The organism is Rheinheimera sp. UJ51 (assembly GCF_020819615.1).
Classification (GTDB): domain Bacteria; phylum Pseudomonadota; class Gammaproteobacteria; order Enterobacterales; family Alteromonadaceae; genus Alishewanella; species Alishewanella maricola.
This window is the reverse complement of record NZ_JAJHOG010000006.1, coordinates 50594-65889: the sequence shown is the minus strand read 5'-3', so window position 1 is coordinate 65889 and position 15296 is coordinate 50594. Positions and strand designations below refer to the sequence as shown.

9 protein-coding genes are annotated in these 15296 nt (G+C 46.8%); 3 read left to right on the top strand and 6 right to left on the bottom strand.

Annotated elements, in window-relative coordinates:
• Positions 1 to 339 precede the first annotated feature (339 nt).
• On the top strand, positions 340 to 1326 hold the full coding sequence (locus LMJ53_RS09570) for a porin (protein WP_229585855.1): 987 nt from the start codon (positions 340 to 342) through the stop codon (positions 1324 to 1326).
• Positions 1327 to 1335: 9 nt separating this feature from the next.
• A complete protein-coding gene (locus LMJ53_RS09565; RefSeq protein WP_229585854.1) occupies positions 1336 to 2775 on the top strand; it encodes an SLC13 family permease in 1440 nt (479 codons plus the stop codon).
• A 67-nt stretch (positions 2776 to 2842) separates the two neighbouring features.
• Here LMJ53_RS09565 and LMJ53_RS09560 read toward each other — a convergent pair whose 3' ends face one another.
• From LMJ53_RS09560 to malQ, 6 genes are all read right to left on the bottom strand, one after another.
• On the bottom strand, positions 2843 to 4549 hold the full coding sequence (locus LMJ53_RS09560) for a methyl-accepting chemotaxis protein (RefSeq protein WP_229585853.1): 1707 nt from the start codon (positions 4547 to 4549) through the stop codon (positions 2843 to 2845).
• A gap of 226 nt (positions 4550 to 4775) precedes the next feature.
• On the bottom strand, positions 4776 to 5963 hold the full coding sequence (gene purT / locus LMJ53_RS09555; RefSeq protein ID WP_229585852.1) for a formate-dependent phosphoribosylglycinamide formyltransferase: 1188 nt from the start codon (positions 5961 to 5963) through the stop codon (positions 4776 to 4778).
• Positions 5960 to 7489 carry an NADP-dependent phosphogluconate dehydrogenase gene (gndA, locus tag LMJ53_RS09550; RefSeq protein WP_229585851.1) on the bottom strand — a complete coding sequence of 510 codons (1530 nt, stop codon included), beginning with the start codon at positions 7487 to 7489 and terminating at the stop codon, positions 5960 to 5962. The genes purT and gndA overlap by 4 nt, the downstream gene beginning before the upstream one ends.
• An 86-nt stretch (positions 7490 to 7575) precedes the next feature.
• The gene (gene glgX, locus LMJ53_RS09545; RefSeq protein WP_229585850.1) at positions 7576 to 9624 is read right to left on the bottom strand and encodes a glycogen debranching protein GlgX; all 2049 of its coding nucleotides are present in this window, start codon (positions 9622 to 9624) and stop codon (positions 7576 to 7578) included.
• Positions 9625 to 9633: 9 nt separating this feature from the next.
• Positions 9634 to 11823: a 1,4-alpha-glucan branching protein GlgB gene (glgB, locus tag LMJ53_RS09540; RefSeq protein WP_229585849.1), complete on the bottom strand. Its 2190-nt coding sequence runs from the start codon at positions 11821 to 11823 to the stop codon at positions 9634 to 9636.
• Between the two features lie 48 nt (positions 11824 to 11871).
• Entirely contained in the window at positions 11872 to 14064 is a 2193-nt protein-coding gene (malQ, locus tag LMJ53_RS09535; RefSeq protein ID WP_229585848.1) for a 4-alpha-glucanotransferase, read from the bottom strand.
• 208 nt (positions 14065 to 14272) lie between these two features.
• On the opposite strand from malQ, the gene gap reads away from it, so the two are divergent.
• Positions 14273 to 15280, top strand: a complete 1008-nt coding sequence (gap, locus tag LMJ53_RS09530) for a type I glyceraldehyde-3-phosphate dehydrogenase (protein WP_229585847.1) — start codon at positions 14273 to 14275, stop codon at positions 15278 to 15280.
• Positions 15281 to 15296 lie beyond the last annotated feature (16 nt).

The following is a 15296-nucleotide window of genomic DNA, read 5'->3' as shown; positions in this document are numbered from 1 at the left end:
AGGTAAATCAATACTAACGGGTAGCCCATCGACTGGCCTTAAGGTAAATTAGACACTTATAGATGAAAACCTTATTAAAAGTAATGTGTTGCTTAGCATAGGGTTTTAATGCAACAAGGCTTACCCTTAGCCGATACGTTTGGCAGTGCGATGGGATTGTCTTAGCGCGTTGCCTTTTTTGCAAAAATAATGATTAAAAAGCCCTTAGCGCTGTTTCAATTAGCAGCCAAAGCTACATCAACAAAATACTAAACATATGATTTAAGTTAATTAAATTGTTGGCCGCGTTCTTGCTAATACCTAGTGCCTACAACTATAACTCTTTATGACGAGGTCATTATGCAACAGGTCATTCGCAACGCTTTAACCGTAGCCGCTATCGGCGCTACCACATTATCCGGTCATCTGGCAGCTGACAGCAAAGCCGTGTCTTTAACCTTACCCTCTATCACTGTTTACGGTAAGGCCGAAGTGCAACTGGCTCATACCGATAAAGGCTTATTACGCTACACGAAACAAGGCTCGCAACTCGATAGCCCTTTCAGCCGCTTGGGTGTTCGAGGTGAGCAAGTCTTAAATGAACATATTACCGCTTTTTTTACCTATGAAGTTGAAGTGCGTGGTTTTGATGAGGCTAACACCGTCAGCCCTTTTTCATCACGTAACACTTTTGTCGGGATCAAAGGACAGTTTGGCCAATTGATTGCCGGACGCAACGATACGCGTTTGAAAACCAGTGAAGGCGGCATTGATCAATTTAATGAAACCAGTGGAGATATCGCGCAAATCTTACCTGGCCAAGATCGCTTAGGCGACAGCTTGACCTATATCTCACCGAGTTATCAAGGTTGGACACTGTCGGCAAGCTATGTGCTTGGCCAAGACAATGAAGTGCAAAATGGTAAAGATGGCGTCGCTATCAGCTTGGCTTATGGGGATCGAGGCTTAAAAAAACAGCCTTACTACATCACGCTGACTCGAGCACAAAGTTTAAATGGCTTAGATGCGACGCGTTTATTGTGGCAACAAAAACTGGGTGACTTTACTTTAGGCTCATTACTGCAATACAGTGAACAAAGTGAGGGCGACCGTAAAGGTACGGGCGGTTATATCAGCCTGCAGTATGCCGCTGGCGATTGGCAACCCAAGCTACAACTTGGCCGTGATACTTCAGAAATCAGACAACAGAGTGCTGCAAATCACTATACTGCAGGTGTCGATTATCTGTTTAATAGCCAGAGCAAAGCGTATTTCTTTGTTACCCAGTTAGCGTTGACCGATGAGACTGACACCTCGATCGCGTTAGGTCTGCAATACCGTTTCTAGGAGCTCATCATGAAAGTTAACGAAACGAAAACCCCATTTTTGGCGCTGCTGATTGGCCCATTGTTGATGCTCATCACCTTAGTGCTACCCGCACCTTTTGGTATGAATGAACCTAGCTGGTTAGTTATAGGTTTAACTGCTTGGATGGCCAGTTGGTGGATCAGTGAAGCCGTTCCCATCCCTGCCACGGCTTTTTTACCTTTACTGGTGGCCCCTTTACTCGATTTAAATGGTTTAAGCGCCGTAGCACAGTCTTATGCCCATCCATTGATCTTTTTATTCTTGGGCGGATTTATCATCTCGATCGCCATGGAACGTTGGTCTTTGCATACACGTATCGCCCTACATACCATGCTGATTGTGGGCAGTAAACCAAGCCAGCAGATTGGCGGTATTATGTTAGTCACGGCGTTCTTATCTATGTGGATGTCGAACACGGCAACCGCGGTAATGATGTTACCCATTGCACTGTCTATTACTCGCATGTTAGAGCAAGATAAACAACCCACCGAAAATGACTTTAGCAAGGCCATTTTACTAGCCGTGGCCTATGCTGCCTCGATTGGCGGTTTAGCAACCTTAATTGGTACACCTCCTAACGCTTTTATGGCCGCGTTTTTACAAGATACCTACGGCATTCGTATTGGTTTTGTCGAGTGGATGATTGTGGGGTTACCGCTGACCGTAGTCATGTTGTTCGGTTGTTGGTTATGGCTAACCAAATTTGCTTATAAACTCGACCAGGTTAAGATTGCCAATACCCGTAACTTATTCCACCAAAAGTTGATTGTGCTAGGTAAGATGCAGCGAGGTGAAAAAGCGGTACTGATTATTTTCGCCCTGACCGCGTTACTGTGGATCACACGTCCGTTTTTAGTCAAGCTCACCGGTTTACCATTAGATGACACCATCATTGCGATGCTCGCAGCGGTATTAATCTTGGTGTTGCCTTTGGATAGTAAAAACACCCGCATTTTAACTTGGGAAGAAACCAAGCAGTTGCCTTGGGGGATCTTAATGTTATTTGGTGGCGGTTTAAGCCTCGCCGCGCTGATCAGTAAAAGTGGTTTAGCCAGTTATATCGCTGAACAAGTGATGTTACTCGACAACATGCCGCTGTGGCTGATGGTGGTGCTCGTGACGACTGTTATCGTATTTTTGACCGAAGTCACCAGCAATACCGCGACAGCAGCAGGCTTTTTACCCTTGCTAGCGCCCATATCGTTAGCCATGTCAGGCTCGCCAATTACCTTGGTGATCCCAGCTGCCATTGCGGCCAGTTGTGCCTTTATGATGCCGGTAGCCACCCCGCCCAATGCCATTGTCTTTTCATCTGGCCATTTACGCATTGCAGACATGGTTAAAGCCGGTTTTGCTTTAAATCTCTTTGCCGTCTTGGTGGTGAGTTTAACCAGCTTGTTTTTAGCGCGCTGGGTGTTTGCGTTTTAATTTGTAAACGTTGATAACGCTCAGGTTGTAGGCTATATCAGCTGCAACCTGAGCGAATAACCCAGCGTTAGTTTAATCGATAGCCCGCTAATAACTGCTCCAATGTTTTAGCCATCTTACCTAAATCCTGACTCGCCTCACGTAACCCCTCGGCTTGCTGATGACTCGCATTAACCGCTTGTGCGATGTGTTCCATATGCTGATTAATCCCTCCGGCAACCGTCGCCAACTCTTCGGTAGCGCTCGCTAACTGATCGTTGACATCTGTGATCTGAGAAACGGCACCATTAATGCCATTTAAGGCATGACTGGCTTGTGTAGAACGTGCCACAGTGGCTTGCATTTCTTGTTGGCTTTGTTGCATCGAATCGATAGCACGTTGCGTATTGCGTTGGATTTCACTGACACGCTGACTAATATCCTGCGTGGAGCTAGCAGAACGACTCGCCAGCGTTCTGACTTCATCCGCCACCACCGCAAAACCACGCCCTTGCTCGCCGGCACGTGCCGCTTCTATTGCGGCATTTAAGGCTAATAAATTAGTCTGTTCAGCAATAGCGCCAATCACATCTGTTACTGCACCAATTTGCTCACTGCTCTTAGATAATTCGGTGATAACCTTGGCCACGTCTTCTAATTTGTGGCCTAAATGCTCAACTGCCGCTCGGGTTTCGTTTACAGCCAGATCACCGGCAGCTGTTTGCCGATCGGCATCACGTGCTGATTGTGCCGCAGTAGTGGCATTTCGAGCCATATCATCACAGGTGGTACTCATTTGATGCACGGCTGTAGCAACCTGTGCGGTTTGATCCATTACGCCCTGTAAAGATTGCTGACTTGTTTGACTGGACTGATCCAGAACCTCAGCCTGCTTGTTTAAGCCAGCGACTAACTGTTGTTGTTGCAGCATTAATTCGCGTAAGCGTTTCACTAACAAAGCCACAGCAGCTAAAAGGCTGTTTTCATCTTGCGGTTTTAGGCTAATGTCTGCGGTGAAATCACCATTGCTGATCTGCTGTACAATATTACGGGTGTAAATAACTTCCCCGCCTAACTGCGTTAGCAACCAACGTCTGACATATAAAGAAAATACCAAGGTGATCAACAAAACCATGCCAATCACCAGTGCTAAGTTCAGGCTGTTTTGCCAAAAAGTTTCTTCTACATCATCGATGTAAATACCAGAACCTAATACCCATCCCCAGTCGTTATCGGCTGCCACGTAGGATAACTTGGGATAGCGCTGCTCAGAAGCACCGCCCCCCACCAAGGGCTTCGTCCATTGATATTCCACAAAACCCGAGCCATATTGGGCAACGGTATCAATAATCGCAACAAACAAGTTTTTATTCGATAATGTTTGCTGTTGTTCGCCATCGGCACTGCGCATCAGGGTAGCGTAATCAAAACTAGCACGATTTAAAACGGTTCCTTCCAGTGCAGGCACAGTGGGATGCATGATCATGTTGGGAAAAGGACGGGAAAGATCATTAATCCAAAGGTATTCAACGGTATCATAACGAATGGCTTTGATGGCTTGTAAAGCGGCTTGCTGGGCTTGTGCTGTCGTCAAATCACCCTGTTTTGCTTGTTGCTGATAATGTTTAACGATAGAAGAGGCCACCTCTACCACTGCCACGACGCGTTGTTCGCGACCTTCCATTAAATGATGATGTAAGGTTTGTAACGATACCCATGCCACTAACATAAAACCGACTAATGCTAACAGCGGCAACATTAATAAACGCCCCGCAGCTGTTGACCAAAAATTCATCTATCTACTCCCTGCGATCCAAAATCAAAATAACCACGCTTAAGATTAACCCACTTAGCATAGTCGGCAAACGCAAAAACCTGCAACAATTTAATGTGTTACCCCTGTTAACTCTGTAAACTTGTTTTTGCACAACCTTATCCATTTATCACCATAAAAAAAACCCACTGCAGCGAACAAACTGCAGTGGGTTTTCTTTGTTATCGGTGCTGAACACCGCGATAAACTAGCTTAATTCGACTTTGAGTTCAGCGATAACGGCTAAGGCTTTAGCACAGGCTTTATCAGTATCGTCAGCCAAGGCTAATGCCAACCCCATGCGCCGCTCGCCTTGAACTTCGGGCTTACCAAAAATACGCAGTTCCGTATCGGGCTGCATTAATGCCGCCGCACCAATATGATATTGAATATTTTGGCTGTGCCCAGGCACTAATAACACCGCCGAGGCAGCTGGGCCGTAGTGTTTAATGCTAGGAATAGGTAAACCCAAGATCGCACGAGCGTGCAGTGCAAATTCACTTAATTGCTGTGAAATCAAGGTAACCATACCGGTATCGTGTGGCCGCGGTGACACTTCGCTAAACCATACTTCATCGCCTTTAACAAAAAGCTCAACGCCAAATAAGCCTTTACCCCCCAAGGCTTGCACCACAGCGGTAGCGTACTGTTGGGCTTTTTGCGCAGCGACAACCGACATCTGTTGAGGTTGCCAGCTTTCACGATAATCGCCTTGCTCTTGCCGATGGCCAATCGGATCGCAGAACTGAATGCCTGAAATAGAATTTACCGTCAGTAAGGTAATTTCATAATCAAAATCAACAAACCCTTCGACAATGATACGGCCTTTACCGGCACGGCCACCTTCTTGCGCATGAACCCATGCTGCTTCAACATCGGCATCGCTGCGTAATACGCTTTGCCCTTTGCCAGAAGAAGACATAATCGGTTTGACCACGCAGGGATAACCTATCGCAGCCACCGCGGCCAGATAACCGGCTTTATCGCTGGCAAATTGATAAGCTGAGGTAGGTAACTGCAAGGTTTCTGCAGCTAAACGGCGGATCCCTTCGCGGTTCATGGTTAAATTAACCGCTTGAGCACTCGGTACCACATTAAAACCTGCGGCTTCCAGTTCCAGCAGCACCGACGTCGCTATCGCCTCTAGCTCTGGCACAATTAACGCCGGCTTTTCCGTGATCACCAACTGTCGCAGTGCGGCATTGTCGAGCATCGAGATCACCACCGCTTTATCGGCAACTTGCATGGCAGGAGCATTCGGATAACGATCAACCGCTACCACTTCGCAGCCATAACGCTTTAATTCTAAACACAATTCTTTTCCTAACTCACCAGCGCCCAATAACAATACCTTAGTGCTGCTGCTTGAGCCGGGTGTTCCAATGACAACGTTCATTTTACTTTCACCATTGGCCGTTCAGGACGACTCCAATCAACATGATAGGTTTTACCCTTGGTTTTATCCGTGCGCTCAAAGGTATGAGCACCAAAGAAATCACGCTGGCCTTGTAATAAGTTTGCCGGTAACACCGCGGTGCGGTAAGCATCATAATAACTTAGCGCCGAACTTAACGCGGCAACCGGGATCCCCGCCAGCGACGCGTTGGCCACGGCCTTGCGCCAGTTTTGTTGATACACTGAAATTTGCTTTGAGAAAAACGGATCCAACAGCAGGTTTTCCAACTCGTCGTTTCGCTCGTAAGCTTCAGTGATCGATTGTAAAAACACCGCTCGGATAATACAGCCCGCACGCCAAATCTTAGCGATTTCGGCAAAATTTAACTGCCAACCATGCTCGGCCGCAGCCGTTTTCATCAGATGAAAGCCCTGCGCATACACGCAAATTTTGGCACAATACAAAGCATCATGCAGTGCTTGGATCATGTCGGCTTGCTGTTCTTCTGAGAATAAATTTTGAGCAGGACCGGCCAGTACCGTTGCAGCTTTCACCCGTTCAGCTTTTAAGCCAGAAATCGCACGGGCATATACCGCTTCAGCGATGGTGGGCGCGGGGCTACCTAATTGTAAACTGCTCACGGCAGTCCACAGGCCCGTGCCTTTTTGACCGGCCTTATCTAGAATAACATCAACCAGCGGTAAGCCGGTTTCGCTGTCTTTGGTGGCTAAGACTTGGGCACTGATATCCATTAAATAACTGTGCAGTGGGCCATCATTCCATTGCACGAAAATCTCACCAATGGCCGCCGCCGACATGCCTAACACATCTCGCATCACCTGATAGGCTTCGCAAATCAGCTGCATATCGGCATATTCGATACCGTTGTGCACCATTTTGACATAATGGCCAGAACCACTGGGGCCAATATAGGCCGCACAAGGTTCACCTTCGGTTACGGGATTACCCGGCTCAAAGCGTTCGATGGGTTTACCGGTGGTTGGATCCACTTTGGCGGCAATCGCTTGCCACATCGGTTTAATGCGGGTCCACGCGTAAGGATCGCCACTGGGCATGAGAGATGGGCCGAACCGAGCACCCACTTCACCACCAGATACGGCCGTGGAGAAAAAGATAAATTTACCTTCGTAGCTTTTTTCTCGCGCGACAGTATCCGTCCACAGACTGTTACCGGTATCGACTACGATGTCATCGGCTTGAATACCGGCATCGATCAATTTATGACACACATCGTCAACGGCTTTGCCCGCAGGCACGGATAACACTATTAGGTGAGGCGCAGATAAGCGTGATAACAATTCGGTATACGAGCTACACCCGACAACTCGGGGGCCTTTATCGCCTTGCTCTGCCGCATCTTGTGCTAACACAGCCTCTAATTTCTGGTTATCAAGGTCAAAAGCCGCCACTCGATAGCCGTTATCTGCCAGGTTGAGAATAAGGTTTTTACCCATTACCCCTGCCCCAACAAAACCAATTTCACACAGAGTTGTGCTGTCTGTCATCTAACGATCCTTAACAACGTTGAAAGCGCGCAAACTGGCGCGGGTCGAAAAATGCCGCGCATTATAGGCTATTAGCCAGCATAAACCTACTGCCAGACCGATAAGCTATAAGCGCTTTGCAACCACTTATCTTTACGCACCGCTGTAGTAGGCGTTAAACCGTCATTCACTGAAGTGTCGAACAATAAGTTGCGTAAGGGCGCCGGAATGCTAACCGCTTGATTTTTATCCGATGCATTTAAGATGCATAACAAACGTTGACCGCTATTGTCATTAACAATATCCACCATGCAACTGTGCCGATCAGATTCATGCCAATTCGGCTCGGTCATATCGGTGCCATCCATTAAATACCAATGCACGTGGTGTTTATCACCATGTTTTTGGTAGTTATCGTCTAATAAGCTGATTTGCTGTAAACAACATAATGACTGGCGCATTTTCAGCATTTGTTGCACAAATTTCAGAAACTTAGTGGCGGGCCCATCTAACTGCCAATTTAACCAAGAAATCGGATTATCTTGGCAGTACGCATTGTTATTGCCATGCTGAGTATGACTTAGCTCGTCGCCGCCTAACCAATGGATCATCCCTTGGCTAAGCACTAAAGTGGCAACCAAATTACGCCGATGTTGATTACGGGCATTAATAATGGCTTGATCCGAGGTCACACCTTCAGCACCATGATTCTTACTCAGATTATGGCCGTGACCATCGCGGTTTTCTTCACCGTTTAGCCAATTGTGTTTGTCGTTGTAACTGACTAAATCTCTGAGTGTAAAGCCATCGTGATAGCTAATATAGTTCACACTGCAGCTGGCGGGCTTATGATGTTTTTGAAAAATATCGCGCGAGCCCAATAAGCGTGTAGCAAATTCGGGGAGCACCCCTTGGTCGCCACGCCAAAACGCCCGAAAAGTATCACGGCATTTATCATTAAGCTCAGACCAGTGCGCCGGAAATTGCCCCAAATGATAGCCAAAAGGCCCGACATCCCAAGGCTCCGCGATCAGCTTAGCTTTACTGATCACCGGATCTTGCGCGACGATTTGAAAGAAAGCCGCAAACGGATTGTAGCGTTTAAACTCCCGGCCCAGTGTCACCGCTAAATCAAAGCGAAAACCATCTACCTGCATCTCGGTTAACCAATAACGCAAGGCATCCATTATCATACGCTGCATCATCGGATGCGATACATTCAAGGTATTGCCACACCCTGTAAAATTACAATAATTCTGGTAATCGATCATTTCGCCATGGCTATGAAACAGATAATACTGCCGATTGGCTAAACCACGAAAACTAAGCACTGGGCCATCTTCACCCGCTTCGGCCGTGTGATTAAACACCACATCTAAAATAACTTCTAAGCCATGTTGATGCAGGGTGCGCACCATGGTTTTGAACTCGGCTACCGCATCTTCGTACTGATAACGCGGTTCCGGTGCAAAAAAATTCAGCGGGTTGTAACCCCAATAATTGGTTAAACGTAACGCACTGAGCCGCGGCTCGGCCATAAAAGAAGCCACCGGCAATAATTGCACCGTGGTAATGCCTAGCGCTAACAGATGTTTAATAATCGCCGGATGACACAAGCCCAAATAGGTCCCGCGCAAATGTTCAGGCACATCGGGATGTTGCATGGTCATGCCTTTGACATGCGCTTCATAAATGACGGTTTTTTCTCGAGGGATCGCAGGTTTAACACTATCTTGCCAGTCAAATGGAGCCTGTTCTAACACCCCTTTCGCTAAAGAATAATGACTGTGGCTAGCGTACTGGCGTTCTTGCCAAATTTGTGGCCGATTTAACTTGCGACAATAAGGGTCAAGTAATAAACGCTCTTTATCAAAACGTAAACCAGCATCCGGAATAGTGGGCCCAGCCGCTTTTAGCGCATATAAAGAGCCCTGCTCAATACCACTGACCGCCACATGCCAGATCTCACCAGTACGGCCTTGAAAGGGGATCTCGGCAAGCAACTCTTCGGTGTCGGGCAGAAACAAACACAAGGTCAGTTCACTGGCATCTGGAGCATACACAGCAAAATTCCACGTTTCTGCTTGCACTAAACTCGCCCCTAACGGACTCGGCTGGCCAGCAGACATTTTTAACAACCCAATGACGGCGGTCATGGTATTTCCTTAGATTTTTTGTCGAATGTATAACGTCGATAATGGCGGTAAATCTAACACGATACTACAAGCCTGACCGTGCATAGCCTGCTCAAGCGCTAGCAAAGGTGCTTGCTGCACCGGATAGTTACTGCCCCAGTAATGTTCGCTATCGGTATTTAAAATGATTTCGTATTCACCGGCCTGTGCCACACCTAAACAAAAAGCATTGCGTGGAACCGGGGTGAAATTACTGACCACATAGACCCGCTCGCCTGCGGCATCTTGCCGAAACAAGCTTACGGTACTGTGTGCAGCATCCTGATGATCTAACCAACCAAAACCGGCGGTGTCATAATCTAATTGGTACAAGGGCGTATGGCCGCGATAGGTATGGTTTAGATCACGAAACAACTGCTGCATACCGCGATGTTTATCAAAGCTCAGTAAATGCCAATCCAGGCTTTGTGAGTGCGACCATTCTCGCGCTTGCGCAAACTCAATGCCCATAAAATTCATTTTCTTACCCGGATGGGCAAACATAAAGGCTAAAAAGGCACGCATATTGGCCGCTTTTTGCCATTCATCACCCGGCATTTTTTCTAACAAACTGCCTTTACCATGCACGACTTCATCATGCGATAACGGTAAAATGAAGTTTTCATTATAGGCATAGACCATTGAAAACGTCAGATCGCCATGATGATACTGCCGATAAGCCGGATCTTTACTGATATAGCGCAAGCTGTCATTCATCCAGCCCATATTCCACTTAAAGCCAAAGCCTAAGCCGCCACTATCAGTGGGTCGTGATACTTGAGGAAACGAGGTCGACTCTTCCGCAATGGTCATCGCTAAAGGGAATTTGCTATACACTTCACGGTTAAGCCATTGAAACAAACTAATGGCTTCATAGTTATGATTACCCCCATCAATGTTTGGCACCCACTCTCCCGCATTACGCGAGTAATCCCAATACAACATCGAGGCCACGGCATCCACACGGATCCCATCAATGTGGAAGTGTTCGAGCCAATAAATCGCACTCGCCACTAAAAACTGTCGCACATAGTCTTTACCAAAGTCATAAATGCAGGAGTTCCAATCTGGGTGCCAGCCACGACGCGGATCTTCGTATTCGTATAAACAACTGCCATCAAACCGTGCTAAGCCATGGCCGTCTTCAGGGAAGTGCGCCGGAACCCAATCTAAAATCACGCCAATACCGGCCTGATGGCAAGCATCGACAAAGGCTTTAAAGTCATCTGGATGACCAAAGCGGGAGGTCGGCGCAAATAAGCCCAATGGCTGATAGCCCCAAGAACCATCAAAGGGGTGTTCCATAATCGGCATCAGTTCGATGTGGGTATACCCCATCTCAAGCACATAAGGAATTAACTGTGCAGCAAGCGCTTGATAACTCAGCGGGGCATTGTCGCTGTCACGACGCCAAGAGCCTGGATGCACCTCATAGATGCTCATCGCACTTTGATAGACATTGCCAGACTTTCGTGTTGTCCAGTTTTGATCTTGCCACTGATAAGCGGCATGATCATAAACTAAGGAAGCATGTGACGGATATTGCTCAGCGTAAAACGCCAGCGGATCGGCTTTGTGTGGTAATAAATGGCCGTGTTTATCTTTTACTTCAAATTTATAACGAGTGCCAGTGGCGATTTCAGGCATCACTAATACCCAATGCCCGCATTCGGTGCGCTCCATCGGATGACAACGGCCATCCCAATGGTTCATGTCACCCACCAAACTGACGGTGCTGGCATCCGGCGCGTACACGGCAAAGCGAGTCGCCGGTAGGCTTTTACCGGCAAAATCTAAAGTGATCAGCTGAGCGCCTAACTGGCGGTATAAATTTTCTGGCTGGGAATGCACAAAATGCACAGCATGATAGGCTTGCTCAGTAAACTGATAGGGATCAACCAACCGGTATGGGTGTTGTCCTTGCTTAACTTGAAGATAATAAGGCACGGCTTTACGTTTTCTCGGCTGCGCCAGTTCAAACACGCCCGGGCAGCCTATCACTGCAGCTAATTGCCCTAAGCTTTTATCGGTATTAGCATCAAAAGCTTCAACTTCACTCGCATGAGGTAGATAGCAGCGTAACACTAAGCCTTTATTTATATTGTCTGGTTGCATTAACTGCCAACCCAAAACACTAAAGGGCTGTCTGCAGCGCGCTTGTGCAAAAAACGTTAAGTTCATTACCTTGTCCTTATCTTATTATTGTTGCTTAATCCTGAGTCAACACGATTACTGGCCTTTACGGCGAAGTGCGAGTTGCTTTAATAATTCATTGATCGGTGCTTCGGTGGTCCATTGCTCAAGATCACGGCTTAATTTACGCCGCCAGTTTGGATATTCATTACTGGTGCCAGGCACATTGACCGGTTGCGTCATCTCTAGCCAGTCTTCGATTTGTAAACATAATAATTGTGAACTGCCACTGGCTAAATGTTGCTGTAAGGCAAAATTGAGTACCCGGTCCATGGCTAGCTGATCGACACTACGGGGGTAATCAGCGGGTAGCAAGTTATGGCCATGCAAAGAATCTAAAATACGTTGTTTATTGTGATGACGCTGATGATAAAGCTGCTCTAATTGCGCTTCATCTTGATATAACCCGAGCGCTTTGCCCAGTTTTAAATCTTCACAATGCCAAAAACCAATTAAGGTCGGCAAGTCATGCGTACTGAGTGTCGCCATTGCTTGTTGCGGGTAGTGTGCTGGCGAAATATAGCCACCATCGGCAGCTGTTTCAAAAAAGAATACCCGATAAGAGTACATGCCAAATTGCTGTAATAACTCGCGAATACCGTCTGGCACCGTACCTAGGTCTTCACCAATAATCACCGCCTGTTGCCGCTGACTCTCTAAGGCTAAGATCCCGAGCAAATCCATAATAGGATAATACACATAAGCACCGCCACCGGCATTAGTTGCGGCCTTAGGTACCCACCACAACCGCAGAAGCGCCATCACATGGTCAATGCGCAGCGCCCCCGCGTTTTGCATATTACTGCGAAATAAATCAATCATCGGCTGGTAAGCTTGCTGATATAACTGATAAGGCTTCATTGGTGGCAGCCCCCAGTTTTGTCCGGCAGGCCCTAATGGATCTGGCGGAGCACCTACGCTGGCATCACGACAATATAACTCAGGGTTGCCCCAAATCTCAGTAGACGCTTCGCTGACGCCCACGGCCAGATCGCGATATAAACCTAGCAACATGCCACTGTCTTTAGCCAGTTGCTGGGCTTGCGCTAATTGCTCTGTGGCCAGAAATTGCAGGTAACAATAAAAATCGAGTTCCGCCGCGTGATCTTGGGCAAATTGCAGTACTGCGGTATCGGTAGGATCACGGTATTGTTCTGGCCAATTTGGCCACCCCCAATATTGTGAATCTTGCTGATACAGCCAAGCATGTAGCGCATCATATAAGGCTAGCTGCTGTAAGCTCTCACCGCCATCGGCTTTAAACTTTGCAAACGCAGTCAGTAGTTTTGACTGTTTTGAGCTTTGTGTTTGCAGCCACTGATATAAGCTTTTTAATACAGGCAGTTTTAACGTCATTACGGTGGGGTAATCCACCCAGTCTGCGGCACGCACCGCTTTTAATTTCTCCTGAAATGCGGTGTCTTTAACTTGCTGTTGTGCAGCAGCACATTGCGCATAGCCCGGCACAGCCGTAACATCAAGATAAATAATATTTAACCAACGCCGCGAAGACGGGCTATAAGGGCTGGCATTATCGGCAATGGCGGGATAAAGCGCATGAATAGGATTTAACCCAACAAAATCAGCACCATGCGCCCCAAGATAACGCACTAAATTATTCAGATCAGTAAAATCACCAATGCCCCAATTTCGCGCTGAACGCAGCGCATATAATTGAATTGCCGTGCCCCACTGTTTTTGTTCAGTAAAGGCAGGTGGTTGATAACAGCGCTCAGGCGTAATAATCAGTTTTTGACTGACTGACAATTCTGTGCCGGCGCAGGTTAGGATCAACTGATGATAACCTAACGGCAATGCCCCATCGAAGACATGTAAATATTGCTGATATTCTTCCTCTTGCAGCACGGTCACTTGCGTTAGCTCACCATTAACCGGCGTTAACGGATAATCCGTTACCTTGCCCTGCTCGGTGATCAGCTGCAAAACAAAATCTGTGTTAGCCAAGGCTAATGGCACTTGCACTTCAAGTTGCCATTGCTCTGCAACTTGCTGAACAGAAACAGGGGCAATTAACTGCTGCCAAAAATCGAGTTGTCGTTCAAGTAATTCTGTGCGGGTCGCGTCCTCATCTGCAACCGGGTAACCCATTGCGGCTAATAAGGCTAATTGATTGACTTCGCTGACTTCTGTCGGCTGGCCCCAGGCATCATTAAAATGTGTTTCGATACCATTAAAAGCGATAAGTTGTGCCCGTAAAGCTGCGTCCATTGGAATTCCTTGGCAAATTAGAACTAATATAAAGCATTCTAAGCGGCATAGATGCCGATGTCATGAGCTAATTTATGTCATAAAATTACAAAAAAGCCAACAAAACAGTTTTCAAGCTTGAAAACTGTGGCAAAAAATGTAATTTTACTACATATTATGTTGATATTACTTTTTCAAACTTAGTCTAGCACTTAACAGCGGGGTTCTTATGTCAATTCGTGTTGCTATAAACGGTTTCGGCCGTATCGGTCGTAATGTACTACGCGCACTCTATGAGAGCAGCAAAAATTACGATATTAAAGTGGTTGCCATTAACGACTTAGGTGATGCGTCAATTAATGCTCATTTATTAAAATATGATACTGCCCATGGCATTTTCGCGGCTGACGTTAAGCATGATGAGCGAGCTATCTATGTTAATAACGATGAGATCCGCACGTTAAGCGTTCGTAACCCTGCCGATTTACCTTGGGCTGAGCTGAAAGTAGATGTCGTACTAGAATGTACTGGTCTGTTTACTGATCGTAAAACGGCTGGCGCGCATTTAACCGCAGGTGCCAAGAAAGTGATTATTTCTGCACCTGGTAAAGATGTCGATGCAACGGTTGTTTATGGTGTTAACCATCAGATTTTAACGCCAGAGATGAACATTATCTCTAACGCATCTTGCACCACTAACTGTTTAGCGCCGATTGCTAAACCGTTATATGAAGCGCTAGGTATTGAGTCAGGTTTAATGACCACTATTCATGCTTATACTAACGATCAACGTTTAAGTGATGTGTATCACACTGACTTGCGTCGTGCTCGCGCAGCGGCCATGTCTATGATCCCAACTAAAACCGGTGCGGCAGCGGCTGTGGGTTTAGTGGTACCTGAACTAAAAGGCAAATTTGACGGTTTAGCGGTACGGGTACCGACGTTAAATGTGTCGTTGGTTGATTTAACCTTTATCGCCGGTCGTGAAACCGACGCAGAAGAAGTGAATAGTATTATTCGCCAAGCTGCAGCGAGCAGCCCGATGAATCAGGTATTGCATGTTAACGATTTACCTTTGGTGTCAATCGACTTTAACCACAATCCCATGTCATCTATCTTTGATGCCACTGAAACACGGGTGTTGGGCCGTTTAGTCAAAGTGATGAGCTGGTATGACAATGAGTGGGGCTTTAGCAACCGTATGCTAGATAACACTGTTGAATTAATGAAGTTCTAAGCCTTACGCTTTTCAA

Coding starts and splice junctions, on each gene's coding strand:
- LMJ53_RS09570 (WP_229585855.1), top strand. CDS start 340: ATGCAACAGGTCATTCGCAACGCTTTAACCGTAGCCGCTATCGGCGCT.
- LMJ53_RS09565 (WP_229585854.1), top strand. CDS start 1,336: ATGAAAGTTAACGAAACGAAAACCCCATTTTTGGCGCTGCTGATTGGC.
- LMJ53_RS09560 (WP_229585853.1), bottom strand. CDS start 4,549: ATGAATTTTTGGTCAACAGCTGCGGGGCGTTTATTAATGTTGCCGCTG.
- purT (WP_229585852.1), bottom strand. CDS start 5,963: ATGAACGTTGTCATTGGAACACCCGGCTCAAGCAGCAGCACTAAGGTA.
- gndA (WP_229585851.1), bottom strand. CDS start 7,489: ATGACAGACAGCACAACTCTGTGTGAAATTGGTTTTGTTGGGGCAGGG.
- glgX (WP_229585850.1), bottom strand. CDS start 9,624: ATGACCGCCGTCATTGGGTTGTTAAAAATGTCTGCTGGCCAGCCGAGT.
- glgB (WP_229585849.1), bottom strand. CDS start 11,823: ATGAACTTAACGTTTTTTGCACAAGCGCGCTGCAGACAGCCCTTTAGT.
- malQ (WP_229585848.1), bottom strand. CDS start 14,064: ATGGACGCAGCTTTACGGGCACAACTTATCGCTTTTAATGGTATCGAA.
- gap (WP_229585847.1), top strand. CDS start 14,273: ATGTCAATTCGTGTTGCTATAAACGGTTTCGGCCGTATCGGTCGTAAT.